General features: G+C 70.3%; 20 protein-coding genes. 9 read left to right on the top strand and 11 right to left on the bottom strand.

Annotated features, from left to right (window positions below; genetic code table 11):
• Positions 1 to 71: 71 nt before the first annotated feature.
• The 5 genes from ABD716_RS08495 to ABD716_RS08475 all read left to right on the top strand — a co-directional run bounded on the left by ABD716_RS08495 (position 72) and on the right by ABD716_RS08475 (position 5,685).
• A complete protein-coding gene (locus ABD716_RS08495; RefSeq protein ID WP_344775818.1) occupies positions 72 to 1,760 on the top strand; it encodes a glycoside hydrolase family 13 protein in 1,689 nt (562 codons plus the stop codon).
• A gap of 45 nt (positions 1,761 to 1,805) precedes the next feature.
• Positions 1,806 to 3,188 carry an ABC transporter substrate-binding protein gene (locus ABD716_RS08490; protein WP_344775816.1) on the top strand — a complete coding sequence of 461 codons (1,383 nt, stop codon included), beginning with the start codon at positions 1,806 to 1,808 and terminating at the stop codon, positions 3,186 to 3,188.
• An 88-nt stretch (positions 3,189 to 3,276) separates the two neighbouring features.
• Positions 3,277 to 4,152 carry a carbohydrate ABC transporter permease gene (locus ABD716_RS08485; protein ID WP_425553421.1) on the top strand — a complete coding sequence of 292 codons (876 nt, stop codon included), beginning with the start codon at positions 3,277 to 3,279 and terminating at the stop codon, positions 4,150 to 4,152.
• Positions 4,149 to 5,027: a carbohydrate ABC transporter permease gene (locus ABD716_RS08480; RefSeq protein ID WP_344775812.1), complete on the top strand. Its 879-nt coding sequence runs from the start codon at positions 4,149 to 4,151 to the stop codon at positions 5,025 to 5,027. Before ABD716_RS08485 ends, ABD716_RS08480 begins: the two co-directional genes overlap by 4 nt.
• A gap of 52 nt (positions 5,028 to 5,079) precedes the next feature.
• The gene (locus ABD716_RS08475) at positions 5,080 to 5,685 is read left to right on the top strand and encodes a hypothetical protein (protein ID WP_344775810.1); all 606 of its coding nucleotides are present in this window, start codon (positions 5,080 to 5,082) and stop codon (positions 5,683 to 5,685) included.
• Here ABD716_RS08475 and ABD716_RS08470 read toward each other — a convergent pair.
• Both ABD716_RS08470 and ABD716_RS08465 read right to left on the bottom strand, forming a co-directional pair.
• A complete protein-coding gene (locus ABD716_RS08470) occupies positions 5,666 to 7,267 on the bottom strand; it encodes an amino acid permease (protein WP_344775807.1) in 1,602 nt (533 codons plus the stop codon). The two genes, ABD716_RS08475 and ABD716_RS08470, sit on opposite strands and share 20 nt — an antisense overlap.
• Before the next feature lie 54 nt (positions 7,268 to 7,321).
• Positions 7,322 to 7,894 carry a TetR/AcrR family transcriptional regulator gene (locus tag ABD716_RS08465; RefSeq protein ID WP_344775805.1) on the bottom strand — a complete coding sequence of 191 codons (573 nt, stop codon included), beginning with the start codon at positions 7,892 to 7,894 and terminating at the stop codon, positions 7,322 to 7,324.
• 125 nt (positions 7,895 to 8,019) lie between these two features.
• Here ABD716_RS08465 and ABD716_RS08460 point away from each other — a divergent pair, with 125 nt between their 5' ends.
• Complete coding sequence (locus tag ABD716_RS08460) at positions 8,020 to 9,468, top strand: MFS transporter (RefSeq protein WP_344775803.1); 1,449 nt, start codon at positions 8,020 to 8,022, stop codon at positions 9,466 to 9,468.
• A 184-nt stretch (positions 9,469 to 9,652) separates the two neighbouring features.
• Here the strand turns inward: ABD716_RS08460 and ABD716_RS08455 are convergent, their stop codons facing one another.
• From ABD716_RS08455 to ABD716_RS08440, 4 genes are all read right to left on the bottom strand, one after another.
• A complete protein-coding gene (locus ABD716_RS08455) occupies positions 9,653 to 10,675 on the bottom strand; it encodes a hypothetical protein (RefSeq protein WP_344775801.1) in 1,023 nt (340 codons plus the stop codon).
• 35 nt (positions 10,676 to 10,710) lie between these two features.
• Positions 10,711 to 11,115, bottom strand: coding sequence for a VOC family protein (locus ABD716_RS08450; RefSeq protein WP_344775799.1), 405 nt, complete (start codon positions 11,113 to 11,115; stop codon positions 10,711 to 10,713).
• Between the two features lie 67 nt (positions 11,116 to 11,182).
• Positions 11,183 to 11,665, bottom strand: a complete 483-nt coding sequence (locus tag ABD716_RS08445; protein WP_344775797.1) for a helix-turn-helix transcriptional regulator — start codon at positions 11,663 to 11,665, stop codon at positions 11,183 to 11,185.
• 89 nt (positions 11,666 to 11,754) lie between these two features.
• Positions 11,755 to 12,273 carry a nitroreductase family deazaflavin-dependent oxidoreductase gene (locus tag ABD716_RS08440; protein WP_344775795.1) on the bottom strand — a complete coding sequence of 173 codons (519 nt, stop codon included), beginning with the start codon at positions 12,271 to 12,273 and terminating at the stop codon, positions 11,755 to 11,757.
• Here ABD716_RS08440 and ABD716_RS08435 point away from each other — a divergent pair.
• Together ABD716_RS08435 and ypfJ are read left to right on the top strand one after the other, a co-directional pair.
• Positions 12,272 to 12,886: a flavodoxin family protein gene (locus tag ABD716_RS08435; RefSeq protein ID WP_344775793.1), complete on the top strand. Its 615-nt coding sequence runs from the start codon at positions 12,272 to 12,274 to the stop codon at positions 12,884 to 12,886. The genes ABD716_RS08440 and ABD716_RS08435 overlap by 2 nt on opposite strands.
• A 59-nt stretch (positions 12,887 to 12,945) precedes the next feature.
• Positions 12,946 to 13,842, top strand: coding sequence for a KPN_02809 family neutral zinc metallopeptidase (gene ypfJ, locus ABD716_RS08430; protein WP_344775791.1), 897 nt, complete (start codon positions 12,946 to 12,948; stop codon positions 13,840 to 13,842).
• A gap of 4 nt (positions 13,843 to 13,846) precedes the next feature.
• Here ypfJ and ABD716_RS08425 read toward each other — a convergent pair whose 3' ends face one another.
• Genes ABD716_RS08425 through ABD716_RS08415 form a run of 3 tightly spaced genes read right to left on the bottom strand, consistent with a single transcriptional unit; the run spans position 13,847 to position 15,922 of the window.
• On the bottom strand, positions 13,847 to 14,110 hold the full coding sequence (locus tag ABD716_RS08425) for a glutaredoxin family protein (protein WP_344775789.1): 264 nt from the start codon (positions 14,108 to 14,110) through the stop codon (positions 13,847 to 13,849).
• 9 nt (positions 14,111 to 14,119) lie between these two features.
• On the bottom strand, positions 14,120 to 15,505 hold the full coding sequence (locus ABD716_RS08420; protein ID WP_344775787.1) for a M20/M25/M40 family metallo-hydrolase: 1,386 nt from the start codon (positions 15,503 to 15,505) through the stop codon (positions 14,120 to 14,122).
• 48 nt (positions 15,506 to 15,553) lie between these two features.
• Positions 15,554 to 15,922: a TM2 domain-containing protein gene (locus tag ABD716_RS08415; protein WP_344775785.1), complete on the bottom strand. Its 369-nt coding sequence runs from the start codon at positions 15,920 to 15,922 to the stop codon at positions 15,554 to 15,556.
• Between the two features lie 173 nt (positions 15,923 to 16,095).
• Between ABD716_RS08415 and ABD716_RS08410 the strand changes: the two genes are divergently transcribed.
• The gene (locus ABD716_RS08410; protein ID WP_344775783.1) at positions 16,096 to 17,052 is read left to right on the top strand and encodes an ADP-ribosylglycohydrolase family protein; all 957 of its coding nucleotides are present in this window, start codon (positions 16,096 to 16,098) and stop codon (positions 17,050 to 17,052) included.
• Positions 17,053 to 17,205: 153 nt separating this feature from the next.
• Here the strand turns inward: ABD716_RS08410 and ABD716_RS08405 are convergent, their stop codons facing one another.
• Positions 17,206 to 18,333, bottom strand: coding sequence for a TM2 domain-containing protein (locus ABD716_RS08405; protein ID WP_344775781.1), 1,128 nt, complete (start codon positions 18,331 to 18,333; stop codon positions 17,206 to 17,208).
• Between the two features lie 213 nt (positions 18,334 to 18,546).
• Complete coding sequence (locus ABD716_RS08400) at positions 18,547 to 19,353, bottom strand: nuclease-related domain-containing protein (RefSeq protein ID WP_344775779.1); 807 nt, start codon at positions 19,351 to 19,353, stop codon at positions 18,547 to 18,549.
• Between the last annotated feature and the right edge of the window lie 46 nt (positions 19,354 to 19,399).

Genomic DNA, 19,399 nt, shown 5'->3' with positions numbered 1-19,399 from the left:
AGACGCACGCAAGCGTGCGCCAAAAAGTTACGTTCTTGCATCATCTTGTCACGTTCTCTACGTTGAGAGCCGTGAACGAGCAGAGCAGCCCGCTCGCGCAGACCCTTGCGCCGGCGCCCCTGTCGCTGGACCCCGACTGGTGGCGCAGCGCAGTCATCTACCAGATCTATCCGCGCAGCTTCGCGGACGGCAACGGCGACGGCATCGGCGATCTCGCCGGTGTGCGGGCCCACCTCGACTACCTGCAGCGCCTCGGCATCGACGCGATCTGGTTCACCCCGTGGTACGACTCGCCGCTCGCTGACGGCGGCTACGACGTGGCGGACTACCGGCGCATCCACCCCGCCTTCGGCACGCTCGAAGAGGCCGAGCAGCTCATCGCGGAAGCGCTCGAGCGCGGCATCCGCACCATCATCGACGTCGTTCCCAATCACATCTCGGCCCAGCACGAATGGTTCCGGGCCGCGCTCGCCGCGCCCCCCGGAAGCCCCGAGCGCGCCCGCTTCTGGTTCCACCCGGGGAAGGGCGAGCACGGCGACGAGCCGCCGACGCACTGGCCGAACAACTTCGCGGGCGACACGTGGACGCGCACGACGAACCCCGACGGCACTCCCGGCGAGTGGTACCTGCACCTCTTCACCCCCGAGCAGCCCGATGTGAACTGGTCGAACCCCGACGTGCCGCAGGAGTTCCTCGACGTGCTCGCATTCTGGTTCGACCGCGGCGTCGGCGGCATCCGCATCGACTCGGCCGCGCTGCTCATCAAGGACCCCGCGCTGCCCGAGGTCCCGGAGAATCCGGGGCCAGGCGAGCACCCGAACACGGATCGCGACGAGCTGCACGACGTGTACCGCTCGTGGCGGGAGCTCGCCGACTCGTACCCCGGAACGCGCGTGCTCGTCGGTGAGATCTGGCTGCCGGACATCGATCGGTTCACCAAGTACCTGCGCTCGGACGAGATGCACACGGCGTTCAACTTCGACTTCATGGCGCGCCCGTGGGACGCCGCCGAGCTGCGCGCCTCGATCGACCAGACTCTGAGCGCGCACGCCCCCGTGGGCGCGCCCTCGACCTGGGTGCTCTCGAACCACGACGTGACGCGCCCCGTGACGCGGTACGGCCGCGAGGACACGTCGTTCGCCTTCGTGAAGAAACGCTTCGGCACCCCGGTCGACCTCGAGCTCGGGCTGCGGCGGGCGCGCGCCGCCGCGCTGCTCACCGCCGCGCTGCCCGGCTCGCTGTACATCTACCAGGGCGACGAATTGGGCCTGCCCGAGGTCGAGGACCTGCCGCTCGACCGGCTCGAGGACCCGATGCACTTCCGGTCGGGCGGCGTCGACCCCGGGCGTGACGGATGCCGCGTGCCGTTGCCCTGGGCAGGCGACTGCGCCCCGTTCGGCTTCGGCCCAGAGGGCTCTGCAGAGCCCTGGCTGCCGCAGCCGGCCAGCTGGGCGTCGCTCACCGTGGCCGCGCAGGAGCGCGACCCGGGCTCGATGCTGAACCTGTATCGCGCGGCGCTCGTGCTGCGGCGCCGCGACGCCGATCTCCGCGCGGGCACATTCGCCTGGGTCGACGGGCAGCCGGCCGGTGCGCTCGCCTTCCGCAGGGGCGGGGGATTCCTCAACGTCACCAATCTGAGCAGGCATCCGCTCGCCCTGCCCCCGCACGGCGAGGTGCTGCTCACCAGCAGTCCGCTCGTGGGCGGGAAGCTGCCCCCTGACTCCACCACCTGGCTGCGCATCGCCGGCCGCTCCCTGTAATCACCGCAGAACACCTGCACTCACCACAGAACAAAGGAAATGACAATGAAGTCACGGAAGGCCATCGCGGCGCTCGCGATCGCCGCCGTCGGCGTCGGCCTGCTCGCGGGCTGCTCGTCGTCGGACAGCGCGGGCGCCAAGAACGGGAAGGTCTATCTCACCGTCGCACCGGTGCTGCCCGGCGCGACCGCTGACGCCCTCAAGGCGCTCGGCGACCGCGTCAAGGAATTCGAGAAGGCGAACCCGAACATCATCGTGAAGCCGATCGAGTACCAGTGGACCGGCACCACGTTCGCGGCAGAGCTCGCGGGCGGCACCCTGCCCGACGTGTTCAATGTGCCATTCACCGACTCGAAGACGCTCGCGAACAACGGGCAGCTCGCCGACATCACGGCTGAGTTCAAGAAGACGTCGACAGCCGACAAGTGGAACAAGAACGTGCTCGATGTCGCCACCGGCAAGGACGGCAAGATCTACGGCATTCCCTGGGGGCCGTACGCAATGGCGCTGTCGTACAACCGCGAGATCTTCACGAAGGCGGGCCTCGACCCCGACAAGCCGCCGACGACGCTCGATGAGATCGAGGCCGACGCGAAGGCCATCGCCGAGAAGGTGCCGGGGACCGCGGGATACATGCAGATGACCTCGGGCAACACCGGCGGCTGGGAGCTCGCCACCCTGACCAACTCGCTCGGCGGGCGGCTCGAGACGGTCGGCAGCGACGGCAAGGTGACCGTCACGACCGACAACGACGAGACCAAGCAGGCGCTCGCGTGGCTGCAGAAGCTGCGCTGGGACGACAACGCCATGGGCAGCAACTTCCTGTTCGACTGGGCGGGCATCAACCAGGCGTTCGCGTCGGGGCAGATCGCGATGTACATGAGCGGCTCCGACGTCATCGGCTCGCTGATGCAGGCCAACGGCTTCGACCAGACGAAGTACGGGGTGACCACCTTCCCGCTGGCGGACAGCCCCGACGCGGGCATCCTCTCTGGTGGGAATGTCGACGTCGTCAACGTCAAGGACTCGCCCGCGCAGATCGCGGCGGCCGTGAAGTGGATCGACTTCTACCGCACTCAGCCGACCGTCGACAAGGCGGCGGCGGTGAAGAACGCGCAGACGCTGAAGGCGGGCAAGCAGGCGGTCAACGCGCCGACCCTGCCCGTGTTCGACAAGTCCACCTGGCAGCAGAACCAGCAGTGGATCGAGCCGTACGCCAACATCCCTGCGGCGAACATCAAGCCGTTCACCGACGGCATCTTCGACCAGCAGATCGTGCCGGAGCCCTCCGCGCACACGCAGGACCTCTACGGGGCGCTCGACAGCGTCGTGCAGGCCGTGCTCACGAAGAAGAACGTCGACGTCGACGCCCAGCTGAAGGCCGTGGACAAGAAGATCCAGGCCCTCGTCGATGCTGACCAGGGCTGAGGCGGCCGAGCAGGCGACCGGGCTCGGTGGGGCGGCGGTGCGCCGCCCCACCGAGCGGGTCCGCCCCCGCTGCACCCCGATCACCTGGGTGCGGCGCGGCGGGCTGTCGAAGCTCGTCTTCACGCTTCCCCTGCTCGTCGTCTTCGGGGTCTTCTCGTGGTGGCCCATCGTGCGGGCCGTCGCCATGAGCTTCCAACACACGAACCTGGTCACCGCGCCGGTGTTCGTCGGCTGGCAGAACTTCGCCTACGTCTTCCATGACCCGACCTTCTGGGTCGCGGTGCGCAACACGGGCTGGTTCGCTCTGCTCGCGCTCGTCTTCGGCTACCCGCTGCCGCTCGTGGTCGCCGTGATCATGAGCGAGGTGCGCCGGCTCAAAGGGCTGTACAGCGTGCTCGCCTATCTGCCGGTGGTGATGCCGCCGGTCGTCTCGGTGCTGCTGTGGAAGTTCTTCTACGATGCGCGCGCCGAGGGCGTGTTCAACACGATCCTCGGCTGGGTGGGGATCTCGCCCCAGCCCTGGATCCAGAGCACGGTGGCCGCCATGCCGTCGCTCGTGCTGCAGGCGACCTGGGCCGCGGCCGGCGGCACCATCGTGATCTACCTCGCGGCACTCACGAGCGTCGCGCCCGAGCTGTACGACGCGGCCGAGGTCGACGGCGCCGGCATCTGGGGGAAGATCTGGCACGTCACGCTGCCGCAGCTGCGCGGCATCCTGTTCATCACGCTGATCCTGCAGATCATCGGCACCGCGCAGGTGTTCCTGCAGCCGTTCCTGTTCACGGGCGGCGGCCCGGTCGACTCGACGACCACGATCCTGCTGCTCGTGTACCGCTACGCCTTCACCAACAGTCTCGGCGGGAACTACGGCGCCGCGACCGCGCTCAGCCTGATGCTCGCGGTGTTCCTGGCCCTGATGTCGATCCTGTATTTCCGTCTGACCAAGCGCTGGAGCGACGCATGAGCGACCGCACGATCATCTCGTCCGCCGACTGGAAGCGCCCTGGCGTGCGGATTCCGACGACGGTGCTGCACGTCGTGCTGCTTCTGCTGCTGATCGCGGTCGGCTTGCTGCCGCTGCTCTGGCTCGCGAAGTCGGCGATCACGCCGACGCAGGACACCCTGCAGCATCCGATGTCGCTGTTCCCGAACGGCTTCGCCTGGTCGAACCTCGCGCACGCGTGGAACGACGTGCACATCGGCAGCTACTTCGTGAACACGATCTGGGTGACCCTCGGCGAGTGGGTCGTGCAGCTGGTCGTCGCGACAACGGGCGGCTTCGCGCTCGCCGTGCTCAAGCCGGCCTACGCCAAGGTCGTCTCTGGACTCGTGCTCGCGACGCTGTTCGTGCCGGCCGTCGTGCTGCTCGTGCCGCTCTACCTGACGATCCTGCACCCGCCGGTCATCGGCACCTCGCTGCTCAACACCTACTGGGCGGTGTGGCTGCCCGCGGGGGCATCCGCCTTCAACGTGCTGCTCGTCATGCGGTTCTTCCAGGGGCTGCCGACCGAGGTGTTCGAGGCGGCAGAGACCGACGGCGCCGGTCCGTTCCGGCTGTTCTGGTCGATCGTGCTGCCGATGTCGCGGCCGATCCTCGGCGTCGTGTCGGTGTTCGCGATCTCGGCGGCGTGGGCCGACTTCCTGTGGCCGATGCTCGTGCTGCCGAATCAGCAGATCCAGCCGCTGTCGGTGCGCCTGCCCGCGATCGCGTCGCAGACCGACCTCGGGGTCTACCTCGCGGCGCTCGCGATCGCCTCGCTCATTCCGGTCGTGATCTTCCTCTGTTTCCAGCGCACCTTCCTGCGCGGCGGCGGGCTCGGAGGCGCGGTGAAGGGCTGAGGGGCGCGCGAGCGGGGCAGAGCGGATGCCCATCGTGAGGCACGATGGAAGGGTGGCACTGTTCCGGAAGAAGCGACGGGATCTCGGGCGGTTCGTTCCGCCCGAGCCCGAGCCTCTCGCGCCCCTCGAGGAGCTGGTCGAGGACGCCTTGAAGATCGCGTACCACGGCGTGCGCATGGCGGTGAAGAACCACCTCATCGTCAACGCCCTGCGCGACGGCAAGCCGTTCGACGAGGCAGAGCTCGAGGAGTTCGCGCGCGGCGAGTACCACGCGCTCGCCCAGACGAATCGCGATGCGGCGGTGCGCGCGCAGCGCGACCTCGACCGCGACGAGACCACGACCGGCGGCCGCATCTACCCGGGCGGAAAGCCCGTCGTCATCGAACCCGAGCATCGCCGCAAGCCGCTCGCGTTGCGCGCCGTGGCGGATGCCTACGACACGCGCGCGGTCGAGCACGACGCCCTCAAGAAGCTCGTCGACGAGGCGAAGGCCGCCGCATGGGACGAGATCGGCGGAACGCTCGCCGCCCGCCTCTCAGCCCCCCGCGTGGACGACGACCCCGACTACGCCGCCTTCCGCGACGAACGCCTCGCGCACTTCATCGAAGAGGACCTGAAGGAGCTGCTCGAGCGGCCCGCTACTCCTCCGGCGGAGTGATGGGCGGCCGCCTGCCCGGGATCGTCGGGAACATGCCCGTGTGCCCGAGGCGCTCCTCGGCGATGGCCAGGATGCGGTCGCGCTGCAGGAACCACCCCAGGATCAGCAGCGGAATAATCACCACCAGCCCCGCGATCGTGTAGGTGCCCGTCGGGTAGTCGAAGGCCATCAGCACCAGCACCGCGACGAGGAACGCGAGGGTGAGCCATGAGGTGAACGGCGCTCCGAACAGCCGGAAGGCGGGGCGCTGCAGCTGGCCGGCATCCGCCATGCTCTTCAGCTTCATCTGGCACAGGATGATCGTGCCCCAGCTCGAGACGATGCCGAGCGCTGAGACGTTGAGCACGATCTCGAACGCCTGCGCGGGCACGACGAAGTTGAGCACGACGCCGAGCAGAGCGACGCAGAACGTGAGCACGATGCCGCCCCACGGCACGCCGCGCGCGTTCATGCGGCCGGTGAAGGCGGGGGATGCCCCGGCCTGCGCCATCGAGTGCAGAATGCGCCCCGTCGAGTACAGCCCCGCGTTGAGCGACGACAGCGCCGCGGTGAGCACCACGAAGTTCATCAGGTTGCCGGCGATGGCGCCCGCCTCGGGGTTCCCGATGTGCGAGAAGAAGGTGACGAACGGGCTCTCGTCGCCGCTGTAGACCGTGTAGGGCAGCAGCAGTGCGAGCAGGAACACCGAGCCGCAGTAGAAGACGGCGATGCGGAAGATCACCGAGTTGACCGCGCGCGGCATCACCTTGTGAGGGTCGGGGGTCTCGCCGGCCGCCGTGCCGACGAGCTCGACGCCGGCGTAGGCGAACACCACGCCCTGCACGACGATGACCGCCGCCACGATCGTTCCGACGCCGTGCGGCAGCAACCCGCCGTGCTCGGCGAGCATGCCGAAGCCGGTTGCGCCAGACGACGTCGGGAAGCGGAAGGCGAGGAAGACCGCGCCGATGATGAGGAACGCGATGAGAGCGGTCACCTTGATCAGGGCGAACCAGAACTCCATCTCGCCGAAGACCTTGACCGAGATCAGGTTCGCGCCGAGGACCACCACGAGCGCGATCAGCGCGATCAGCCACTGCGGGGCCGCCGAGAACGCCGACCAGAACTTCACGTACACCGCGATGGCCGTCGAGTCGACGATTCCGGTCATCGCCCAGTTGAGGAAGTACATCCACCCGGCGACGTAGGCGGCCTTCTCGCCGTAGAACTCGCGCGCGTAGCTCACGAAGGACCCGGACGACGGCCGGTGCAGCACGAGCTCGCCGAGGGCGCGCAGGATGAGGAACGCGAAGAAGCCGCAGATCGCGTAGACGAAGATCAGGGCCGGCCCGGCGTCGTGTAGGCGGCCGCCGGCACCGAGGAAGAGGCCCGTGCCGATCGCGCCGCCGATGGCGATCATCTGCAGCTGCCGGGCGCCGAGGCCCTTGTGATAGCCGGCCTGCTCGTGGCTGAAGTCCTCAACGGCCGACAGGCGGTCGCCGAGCAGCTCGAGCCGGTTCTCCTTCGTGTCGGCGATGTCGTATTCCGCCGGCGTCGTGTCGGCCGCTTCGGCTCGTCGCGGGTCTTGCGGTGCTGAAGACATCGGTCCCCTCTCCCTGCCTGTCAGAACAGCTTGGCCCCAGGGAAGGGGACGGCGCTACTGCGCGCGCAAGCCGTCGACGACGAGATCGAGCAGGCGCGCGGCCTGCGGGCGCCAATCGGATGCCGGGTCGAGTCGCCACAGGAACCCGACAGCCAGCAGCACGTCTTCCGCCGTGAGATCGGCGCGCAGCTCGCCGGCCTGCTGCCCCCGCTCGAGCAGATGCGCGATGGCCGCGGTGAGCAGCCCGTGGATCTCGGCCCTCTCGAACGGCACGCTCTTGGTCGCGGCGTCGAGGGCGCTCATGAGCCCGGCCTTCGTCATGCCGTACTGCGCCATGCGGTCGAACCAGGTGCGCAGCGCGGCGACCGGGTTGAGCTCGGCGATCCACGGCGAGTACGCCGCATCGACGAGCTCTTCCACCTCGTGGCGATAGGCGGCGACGACCAGGTGGTCGCGCGTGGGGAAGTGCCGATACAGGGTGCCCGCGCCGACGCCCGCCGTCTTGGCGATCGAGTTGAGCGAGGCGTCGGGGTCGGCGGTGAGCGCCGCGAGCGCCACTTCGAGGATGCGCGCGTAGTTGGCCTGCGCGTCGGCGCGCTTCTTCACTTCGGGCTGTGCTTCAGGCATCCGTCAACTCAAAAGGTGTCGCTTGCGAAACGGAGAACTCTCCGTTACTGTGGTCAATGTCACCGGAGAGCTCTCCGGTTCTGACCTATCGTACACCCCCTCTTCTCACGAAAGGCGGTACCGCTGTGCCTGAAACCAAGGCCACGAATCCCACCATCGCCTTCACGATCCTCGCGCTCGCGGTCGCCGCACTGACCGCGCTGCAGTCGCTCATGGCGCCCGTGCTGCCCGCGATGCAGGCCGACCTGCACACGACCCAGACCGGCGCCACGTGGATCATGTCCGCCTGGCTGCTGTCGGCGGCCGTCGCGACACCGCTGATCGGAAAGGCCGGCGACCTGTTCGGCCGCAAGCGCGCGATCGTCGCGGTGCTCGGTGCCATCGCCGTCGGCACCCTCGTCTCGGCGCTCGCGCCGAACCTCGCCGTCGTTCTCGTCGGCCGGGTGCTGCAGGGCTTCGGCTACGCCGTCACGCCGCTCGCCTTCGGCATGATCCGCGAGATCTACCCCGCCCGCCGAGTGCCCGGTGCCATCGGGCTGCTCTCGTCGATCCTCGCGATCGGCAGCGGCATCGGCGTGGTGCTCGCGGGGCCGATCGAGTCGGCGCTCGACTGGCGCTGGCTGTTCTGGCTGCCGATGATCCTCGTCGTGCTGCTCGGCGTCGCCGCCGTGTTCCTGCTGCCCGAGTCGGGCACGCGCACTGAGGGCCGCTTCAACGGCCGGGCCGCCGTGCTCATGGCCGGGTGGCTCGTCGCGCTGCTGCTGCCGCTGTCTGAGGGCCGCGCCTGGGGCTGGACCAACCCCGCCACGCAGGGCCTGTTCGTCGTGGCCGCCGTTCTGCTCGTGCTCTGGGTCGTCGTCGAGACCCGCGCCGCGCACCCCATCATCGACATGCGGCTGATGCGGACCCCTGCCGTCTGGGCCACCAACCTCGTCGCGCTGCTCTTCGGCGCCACCATGTTCGGCATCCTCACCTTCCTGCCCCAGCTGGTGCAGACCCCGATCTCGTCGGGCTACGGCCTCGGCCTCACCGTGACCGGAGCGGGTCTCGTGCTGCTGCCCATGGTCGTCGGCATGGGCGTGACCGGGCCGCTCAGCGCGCGGATCTCGCACCGCATCACCTTCCGCATGCAGCTCGTGTGGACCTCGGCGATCAGCACCGTGGCGACGGCCGGCATCGCCTTCCTGCACGACTCGGCCCTGGTGATCGCCGCATGGGGCCTGCTCTACGGCGTGGGCCTCGGCTTCGCCTACGCCGCGCTGTCGAGCCTCGTCGTGCAGAGCGTGCCGCACCACCAGACCGGCGTTGCCACCGGCATGAACGCCAACATCCGCGTCATCGGCGGCGCGGTCGGCACGGCGGCCGTCACGAGCGTCGTCACCGCGCACGCCACCCAGACCGGGCTTCCGGTCGAGGGCGGCTACATCGGCGGGTTCCTGCTCGTCGCGATCTTCGCTCTGGTCGCGGTCGGCGCCGCGCTGCTGGTGCCGCGGCGCGCGGCCGTGATCGAGCAGCCGGATGCCGCGCCCGCGCCGCGCCACGAGGTGGAGGTGGAGTTCCTCGACGCGGCGTGAGCCGGGGGTCTGCACGTCACCCCGAGGCGCTTCGTACAAAACTCCGCGAGTCGGACGAATTGGACGATCGGCCTCGGGGGACGTGTGCGTCCGGCGCGCTCGAAGCGTGTGAGGTGGCCGGGCGGCGCGCAGGCCGCACGCGCGGCGCGCTCGGGCGGCACCGGGCGGCACCCCGGCGACGGTGTCAGTCGCGCGAACTCAGCACCTTGTTGGTGTTGCTGACCCCGCCGTCGTGCGGCGTGAGGGCGATCTTGCCGCCCGTCACCGCGACGTCGAACGCGAAGGAGACCTGCGCCGTGTTCTGGAACTGCCCGAGGTTCGGGTCGCTGCCGGTCGCGACCACCTCGCCATCGGCGCTCGAGGTCACGCGCATCGTCGTGGCATCGAAGGAGAACCGGGGCGCCCGGGTCAGCCGGTACGTCACCGACGTCTCGGCCGTGAGGTTGAAGACGTTGCGGACGCCGTCGGCGATGGGGCACCCGCTCAGGCTCGGCTGGGCGAAGCATCCGCTCACCGTCTTCGTCGCCTGCGCGACAGACTGCTCGCCCAGCTTGCTCGTCGGCTTCATGCCGAGCGTCACCGCCGCAGTCGCGCCGGTGACGGCGACCGTGCGCGGCACCGGGCCGAACAGGCCGCTCGTGTCGCCGAGCGCGAAGGTGTAGCTGCCCGGCAGCGCCGGAACCGCGAGCTTCCCGCCGCCGCTCGGCAGCGGCAACGACGACCCGTTCACCGACAGCGCGTCGGCCTGGCCGTCGCTCGCGACCGTCACGTCGACGCGCGCGAGCGGCGCGTTCGTGATCTGCCAGCTCGGCGCGGTGAGGAATCCGCGGCGGACGAGCGCGAGCTCGACGCGTGCGGTGCGCCGCGTGCCGTGCTGGGTGTAGGCGATGGTGCCGGATGCCTCATCGCCCGTGCGCCGGAAGGAGCGCGCCTCGACCTGAGCGATGCCGCGGTCGGCCTTGCCGTAGACGGCGTCGCCGAGCAGCAGCCCGTTGGGCACGCTGTCGGCGGCAGTGCTGGTGAGTGCCAGTGCTTCCTGCGCCTTGCCGTCGGCGAGCAGGCGCCAGAAGCGGGTCGCCGTCTGCGCCGGGTCGGCGGGGCGCTGCAGCTGCGCCCAGCCGATGACCGCTGCGGCGACCACAGCGATGGCGACGGCGATCGCCGCGACGACCCAGGGCGCGCGGCGGCGGCGAGTGGCGGCGGGCATGCGTCCCAGGGTACGGGGCGCGCCGCCGGCGTCGGTCAGCGCTGCGCGATGCGCACCATGTTGCCCGCTGGGTCGCGGAACGCCGCGTCGCGCTGGCCCCAGGGCTGGTCGGTGGGCTCCTGCAGCACCTCGGCACCGGGCGCGGCGGCGATCTTCTCGAACGTCTCGTCGAGGTCGTCGGTCGTGAAGTTCACCATCTGCAGCTCACCCTTCGCGAGGAGCGCGGCGATCGCGTCGCCGTTCTCCTGTGAGCGGCCGCCATGGGGCTGCTCGAGCACGATCTGGATCTCGGGCTGCGTCGGGGTGCTGAGGGCGATCCAGCGGTAGCCGCCGTTCTCGGCCTCGAACAGCTTCGTGAAGCCGAGGGTGTCCTGGTAGAAGGCGAGCGCGGCGTCGGGGTCGTCGACGATGATGTGCACGGCGCTGAGTGAAACGGTCATGCGGCTGACGCTACGCAGGTGCGGGGGCGGATGCTTCTTCAGAACTGCTCTGTCGAAGGCCGCTCTGCTAAAGCCCGCTGTGTTGAAGGCCGCTCTGCTGAAGAGACGGCCCCGCCTGCTCTCGAGGCCCGGCGTCGCGCGGCCTGCTCGACCACCCGGCCTTCCGCGGCCGCGTGATCACCATGACCTCGCACAGGCCGAGCGGGCGAAGGGCGCTGTGGTCGCGCGCGCGATACGCGCTCGGAGTCTCGCCCACGATCTCGGTGAACCGGGCGGAGAACGAGCCGAGGCTTGTACAGCCGACCGCGAAACAGGCATCCGTCACGCTCATGTCGCCGCGCCGCAGCAGCGCCTTCGCGCGCTCGATGCGCCGGGTCATGAGGTACGCGTAGGGCGTCTCGCCGTAGGCATCGCGGAAGCGGCGGCTGAAGTGCGCCGGCGACATCAGTGCCGTGCGGGCGAGGGCCGGCACGTCGAGCGGCTGCGCGAACTCGCGGTCCATGCGATCGCGCGCTCGCCGCAGGCGCTTCAGCTCGTCGAGGTCGGGCATGGCTTCATTGTGCGCTGAGTCGGCGCGTGTTTTGCGCCCCCGGCCGACAGTTGCGCCGGCCGCGCGGGGCACAAAACTGCCGGAAGGCGTCAGCGCCGCCTCAGGCGGAAGATGCGCAGCGTGCGCCCAGAGGCGACCTCGTACTTCCGGTAGCCGGGCCACTGCCGCTCGATCGTCGCCCAGACCTCCTCGCGCTCCGCCTCGGGCACGAGGCCGGCGCGCACGGGAATCCGCCGCCCCTTGTACTCGATCTCGGCGTCGGGGTGCGCGAGCAGGTTGGCGGTCCAGGCCGGGTGGTTCTCGCGGGCGTAGTTCGAGCCGGTGATCAGCCAGGTGTCGCCGTCGGGGACGCACATGAGCTCGGTGCTGCGCGGCTGCCAGGACTTCGCGCCCGTCGTGTGCAGCACGAGGGCGGGCATGAGGATGCCTGACGCCGTCACGCGCCCGCCCGTGAGGCGCCGCATCAGGCGCTCGAAGCCAGGCATGAACCGCGGGCCGACGCGGCGGAACCACGGCGTGCGGGACACCCAGGCGACGCCCGCGCGGAAGAGGCGCAGCGGGGAATCCATGCGTTCAGTCTGCACGAGCGGCGGGTACCTGCCGGTCATGGCAGGCACGCTCACCGCACTCGCACTGAACTGCACCCTCAAGCCCTCGCCGCAGCCCTCGAGCACCGAGAAGCTCGCGGGCGAGGTGCTGGCCGAGCTCGAAGCGCTCGGGGTCGCGACCGAGCAGCTGCGCGTCGTCGACTACGACGTGCGCCCGGGCGTCACGGCCGATGAAGGCGACGGCGACGAATGGCCGAAGATCCGCGGTCGGGTGGTCGCGGCCGACATCCTGGTGTTCGCGACCCCGACCTGGATGGGACACCTCTCGTCGGTCGCACAGCGCGTGCTCGAGCGGCTCGACGCCGAGCTCTCGGTCTCCGACGACAACGGCGTCAAGGCGCTCACGGGCAAGATCGCCGTGCCCGTCGTCGTCGGCAACGAGGACGGCGCGCACGCGATCATCGCCGACGTCGGGCAGGCGCTGAACGACGTCGGCTACACGATTCCGGCGCAGGGCTCGACGTATTGGAACGGCGAGGCGATGCAGACCGTGGACTATCGGATGCTCGACCAGCAGCCCGCCGCCGTGGCCGCTCAGAACACCGTGGTCGCCCGCAACGCCTTCCACCTGGCGTCGCTGCTGAAGGCGCGGCCGTACCTGCCGGCGGTGTAACGCGCCGCACGGCCCCGCCGGCGGGTTTCTTTGCACACGCTCAGCGGTACCTTTGCGGCATGACGTTCAACGAGAACGCCGACATCTCGGGCGGCAAGGCCAGTCGTCGCGGCGGCGGCCGGGGAATGAAGATCGGCGGCGGCGCGGGTGGCGGGGCCGTTCTGATCGCGATCGTCGTGCTGCTGGTGCAGCACTTCACCGGCGTCGACGTAAGCGGCGTGGCCGGCGGCCTGACCGGGCTGCAGGGCCAGCAGATCGACACGAGCGGCGATGAGGCGCTGAGCTGCACCGCCGCCGAGGCGAACACGGACGCCAACTGCCGCATCCAGGGGGCGGCCGCGCTGCTGCAGGACTACTGGGCCGGCGAGGTGCGGGGCTACACCGACCCGCAGGGCATCGTCATCTTCGACCAGTCGACGAACACCGGGTGCGGTGCGGCATCCACCGACATGGGTCCCTTCTACTGCCCCAATGACCAGACGATCTACATCGACCCCGCGTTCTACGACGAGCTCGCGCAGCAGTTCGGCGATGACGCCGGGGCGCTCGCGCAGCTCTACGTGATCGGCCACGAGTGGGGCCACCACGTTCAGAACATCACGGGCACGATGCGCGGCAAGAACCTGTCGGCGACAGGCCCGGCGTCGGATTCCGTGCGGCTCGAACTGCAGGCCGACTGCTACGCCGGAGCCTGGCTCGGCGACGCGACGACCGAGACCGACGAGAACGGCGAGCACTACCTGAAGCCGATCACGAAGGACCAGATCACGGATGCCCTGAACGCAGCCGCCGCCGTGGGGGACGACCACATTCAGCAGACGACGCAGGGCCAGGTGAACCCGGAAGGGTTCACGCACGGCACGAGCGCAGAGCGTCAGAAGTGGTTCAACACCGGCCTCGCCGGCTCGCCCGCGAGCTGCCAGACCTTCGGCATCCCGGCGTCGCAGCTGGGGTAGCGGGTTACGCCGCCGCTTCCTGCAGCTTCGCCTCGAGCTCGGCATCCGTCGGCTCGACGACGTGCGTGGCATCCGGGAACACGATGACCGGGATGTTCTTGCGCCCGCTGATCGCCTCGGCGCGCGCCGCGCCGTCTTCGACGGCCTCGACGTCGACGTAGTCGTAGTCGACCTCGAGTCGGTCGAGCAGCGCCTTCGAGCGGCGGCAGTCGCTGCACCAGGCAGCGCCGAACATGGTGATCTTGTCGAACGTCTCAGCGGTGGCCATGTTCCGAGCTTACGTCGGCAGGTGCAACAGCAGCTGACGATAGAAGCGCTCGCCGCGCACGAGAGCGTCGATCGTGACGCGCTCGTCGAGGCCGTGGATCGCGGCGCGCTCCGCCGCCGACATGGCGAGCGGGGCGAAGCGGTACGTCGCGTCCGGAGTGAAGCGGTGGAAGTGCCGGGCGTCGGAGGCCTGCAGCATGACATAGGGAGCGACCACCGCCTCGGGGTAGGCCGCGGCGACGGCATCCCTGATCGCCTGCCACTGGGCGTTGTCGGTGCGCGACTCGGGGCTCGCGGCGTGACCGTCGAGCAGCTCGACCGTGATCGACGGGTCTTTGACCGCGCGCGTCAGCGTCGCGAGGACCTGCTCGACCGAATCGCCCACGGCGAGCCGCAGGTTGAGGATCGCGCTCGCCGTGTTGGGGATCACGTTGTGGGCGGTGCCGGCGTCGAGCATCGTGACCGCCAGCGTCGTCTGCACCATGGCAGCGGGCTCGCCGCCGAGCGCCGCGAGCAGCCGTGCCGTGACCGGGCCGAGCCGCGGGGCGACGGTGACGAGCGCCTTTCCCGCGCCCGTGGCGACGCCGTCGAACGCGGCGAACATGTCGCGAGCGGTGCGGCTCAGGCGCTTCGGGAACGGATTCCGGCGCAGCCGGGTGAGCGCCTTCGCGAGGCGCTCGGGCGCGGTGGGCGTGCGGCTCGGGGTGGCGGCGTGGCTCGGCGGAGCCGTCGCCGTGAGCCGCACCGTCATCGCGCCCTTCTCGGCGACGCCGACCATCGCGCTCTGATGATCGAGCGTCGGAAGCGGCGCGTCGATGACGGCGCCGCCCTCGTCGATGATGAGCCAGGGGCGGATGCCCCGCGCGTGCAGCGCCTCGGCGATGGCGTTCGCCGAGGCGCCGAGGGTCTCTTCGTCGCCGCCCAGGCTGACGAGCACCGGGCGGGCGGGCGTCCGCCCCGCGGCCAGCAGGTTCTCGACCGCCTCGAGCACGGTCACGAGGGCGCCCTTGTCGTCGACGGCTCCGCGGCCGTGCACCGCGCCGTCGGCGACATGGCCCGAGAAGGGGTTGAAGCTCCACTCGGCGGCGACCGCGGGCACCGTGTCGAAGTGGGCCATGAGCACGACGGGGTCACCGTCGCCCCCCGGGGGCCGACTCGCTGCAGGTGAAGCGAGCCCCCAGCTGAACAGGAAGCCGCGCTCGCCGATACGCTCCTTGGTCAGGTGCTCGTGCACGAGCGGGTAGAGCTCGGCCAGCAGCTCTTCGAACGCGGTTGTGCCCTCGGCGACGACCGTCGCCGAGACGGTGTCGAGCTGCAGCAGCCGGCTGAGGCGGTCTTCGATTCCGGGGCGTGCGGGCGGGGCATCCGCCTCGCGGTCGTCGGCGACGTCGGGCATGCGGTCAGCCTAGGGGCCGAGCCGCTGTGCGGTCAGGGTGGCGAGCGGTCAGTGCATCGGGCCGTTCCAGTGCCCGAACGCCGAGCCGATCGAGCTCGCGACGACGAGCACGCCGGTGCCGATCCAGGCCAGCTTCCGGTCTCTGTCGCTGTCGACGCCGAGCAGCGGGCGGCGCAGGTTGTCGGTCGTGAGCCCGGTGAGCACGAGGATGACGTCGATCGCCCACCAGATGCCGAGCCCGCCGAGGGTGATGAGTTTGAGGATGCCGGTGCCGATCTTCCCGAGGTAGAAGCGGTCGACGCCGAGCCACCCGAGCACGAGCGAGAACAGCCAGGTCGCGGTGAACGACTTCGGCTCGGGCGCCGGTGGCGCAGCGGGCGGGACGTAGCCGCCGGGGGCGGCGGGTGTGGTGGTCATGGTGGTGTTCCTTTCCACCGAAAGGCTCGCGCCGGGCCGGGGCCGCCACAACGGTCTCAAGTACCGTCCTGACTCGCGCCGTGTGGCACCGGGGGCTCACGGCACCGCGAAATGGGGGCAGAAGTGCGGGCGCGGTGCCCAATACTGTCAACTCTTAAGGGGTTGGGGGACGGATGCTGACACCACAGCAACTGGACCGGGCTGTCGGCGCCGTCACTGCGTCGGCGGCAGGGGACGCACTGGGAGCAGCATACGAATTCCGTGCGCCTGTCCTGCCGCCGACGCCAATCACCCTTCACGCCGCCCCGCCGTGGGGGCTCGGCGAGTGGACCGACGACACGAGCATGGCCGTGCCCATCCTGCAGGCGCTGGCCCGCGGTCGATCGCTCGACGACAGCGCGGTGCTTGCGAGCATCGTCGGCGAGTGGATCGGCTGGTGCCGCAGCGCGAAGGACGTCGGCCTTCAGACGAAGGCGGTGCTCGCAGGCATCCGCCACGTCACTGAAGACGATGCGCGCGCGTCGGCGCGAGCTGTTCACGACCAGGCCGGGCGGTCGGCCGGCAACGGGTCGCTGATGCGCACGGGGCCGGTGGCGCTCGGCTATCTGGGCGAGGGCCAGGCGGATGCCCTGGCTGCGGCTGCTCGCCGCGTGAGCGAGCTGACGCACTTCGAGGTCGACGCGGGGGATGCCTGCGTGGTGTGGTCGCTCGCCATCCGATCGGCGGTGCTCGGCGGGACCGCGGAACTGCGGGCCGCGGTGGGCGCGCTGCCGGGTGCGCGTGCCGCCGTCTGGCATGCGCGGCTGGACGCGGCCGAGGCGGTGCTGCCGTGGGAGCTTCCCGCCAACAACGGCTGGGTGGTCGGCGCCCTGCAGGCGGCGTGGTCGGCTCTGGTGCACGGGTCGTCGCTGCGCGAGGTGCTCGAGCTGGCGGTGCGGGCGGGGAACGACACCGACACGGTCGCGGCGATCGCGGGGTCGCTGGCGGGGGCCGTGTATGGGGCGGCGGCGCTTCCCGCGGAGTGGGTCGCGGTGCTGCATGGCTGGCCTGGGGACGAGTTCCGGGCGTTCGGCGCCGCCGAGCTCGAGGCGCTGGTGCGGCGGGCGGTCGGCGCGCCGGTCGCTGAGTAGCTCGCTGAGTAGCTCGCTCTGCGGTCGTTCTGCGTCGCTCCGGCAGCAGCACTTGCACGAGGGAACACTTTCAGCCTGGTCGGGAAGGCAGATCGTGGGCGCCCCGACTCGGCGCGGGGCCGAGAAGCGGGGCGCCCGCGACGCCGACGGACGCTACCGCAGCGCGGTGAACACCGAGCCGTCGCCGAAGCTCACGCGACCACCGGTGAAGGCGGCAGGAACCTCGAAGACGACGACACCCGCGGCCTGCTGACCGGCGCCGAGCGTGACGTCGGGCATCGCGCCGGCGTAGCCGTAGACGTCGGCCTGGTCATAGGCGGTGCCGTCGGGGCCCGTGAGGTCGGCGTCGTACGCGACGGTGGAGGCATCCACGCCTGCATCGTTGGCCTTCACATGAACGGTGGCCGCGATGTACTTGTCGCCGGCCTTGGGCGCCTCGAACTCGTCGTAGCCGCCCCAGTTGTCGGTGTAGCCGTCGAACCACTCCTCATAGGTGGTCTGCGAGCCGTCGAGGCGGTTGGTCGACTGCATCTGGCTGTGCGTGCCCGCGGGGTTGGGGTTGTCGAAGGACTGGCCGATCGTGGCGGCCTTCTTCGCGGCCGCATCCGCGGCAGTCTGCGCGGTCTGTGCGGCGGCGTCATCCCCGGCGATGCACTTGTCGAGTGCGATCGCGTCGGCGTACTTCACCGAGCAGTCGGCCTTCGCCTGCACCCGGTCGGCGAGGGCATTCTGGCCGTTCGCACAGTCGGACGCGGCGATGCTGTCGGTGTAGCGCGCGCAGCTCGCGGCGGGCGAGGCAGCCGTTGCGGTGCCGGCGCCGACGTTCGCGCCGCCTGCGCCGCCGGTGGTGCTCGCGGGGCCAGAGCCGCCCGCGACCGCGCCCAGCACGATGCCGAGCACGACGACGGCGGCGCTCACGATCCATGCCATCGTGCGGGTGTTCCTGTTCTCGGCGCCGGCGAGCGGGCGGCCGAGCTTGTCGCGCTGGGCGCCGGCGAGGGTGATGATCAGGTCGATCAGGCTCCAGACCCCGAGGCCGCCCAGGGTGACGAGCTTGAGGATGCCGGTGCCGACCTTGCCGAGATAGAAGCGGTCGACGCCGAGCCCGCCGAGCAGCAGGGCGAGGATCCAGGTCGCGAGGAAGGACTTGCCGGGGCGGCCGGGGACTGCGCCGGGGCCGGTGCCAGTGGGGTTCGGGCCGGTGCCGCTGGTGCTCGCGCCGGGCTGCGGCGGCGCCGGGTAGGGCTCGGGCGAGTAGGGCTGCGTGGTTGCGTCGGACATTTCGTGCGGCTTTCTTTCGAACGGATGCCGCGAGCGGAGGTGCTCGAGGCGAGCGAGCACGTTTCCGGGCACCACCGACATCGGGTGGCCGCGAATTGTCCAAGATGCCCCGGCTGGGCCGAAATTGCCCCCGTAGTGGGGGGGCCGAGGTAGAACGCCGCTTCGAGAATTACTCGGCTGTAAGTGTTCGGTATGCGAGGCCGGGTTGAGGGCTCAGGCGCCGAACAACTGCACCGCAGCGATGGCCGCCGCCGCGATGAGGGCCGTGCCCCAGAAACCGCGGGCGAGCCAGGCGCGCTGCACCTCTACGCGCAGCGCATCGAATGCGGTGCCATCGAAACCGGGAGTGCGGTGCGGGGCGGCGCCTCGCCAGGTGGACGGCTCGGCCGCGGCATCCGCGATCGCTGCCACGGTCGCCGCGTCGAGCACGTGCTCACGAGTGGCGAGCCACTTGCACAGCGTGCGGTCGCTTGTGACGCCGACGTCGTCTGGCTCGTCGCGCACCGAAACGGACTGCGGCGCGACGTAGACGATGAGGCCCCGCACTGGAACGTTGAGCCCGGTCACGCGGGTGAGGTTCACGGCCGCGTCGGTCGCGAGGTCGCGCGCCAGCGCGAGGTGTGGGCGCGGGACGCCGTTGATTGCAAGCAGGTCGCCCCGCACCGTGACGGTGTCGGCCTGCTGGTGAAGGACGTCGAGCGCGAAGACCCCGGCCGGGCCGATGGCGAGGTGATCGATGACACCGCCGCGCTCGCCGGCGGGAACGCCGTGCAAGATTTCCCAGTCAGGACCGAGCTTTGCGAGCTCGTCGGCGACATGCAGCGCGCCGAGTGCCGCGACGTAGGGGCCTCGGGATGCCTCGGACAGCGGGCTGACTCCGAATGCTTTGCCGAACGTCGAGCGAGGGCGCGACTCGGCCTGGGCGTTGAGACACGATGCGATGGCAGATGCCGCGGCGGGGTGCGCCCGCAGCGTGGCCGCTGCGGCCGTTGCGCTCTTGGCACCTCGCAAATCGGTCACGCTACTGTCCTACGTCGCGGGGTTCGCACCCATCAGTCCCAACATG

The sequence above is a fragment of the Gryllotalpicola kribbensis genome, from assembly GCF_039538245.1.
In the GTDB taxonomy this organism is placed as follows: domain Bacteria; phylum Actinomycetota; class Actinomycetes; order Actinomycetales; family Microbacteriaceae; genus Gryllotalpicola; species Gryllotalpicola kribbensis.
The sequence above is the reverse complement of the archived record's forward strand: the minus strand, read 5'-3'. Positions and strand labels throughout refer to the sequence as shown.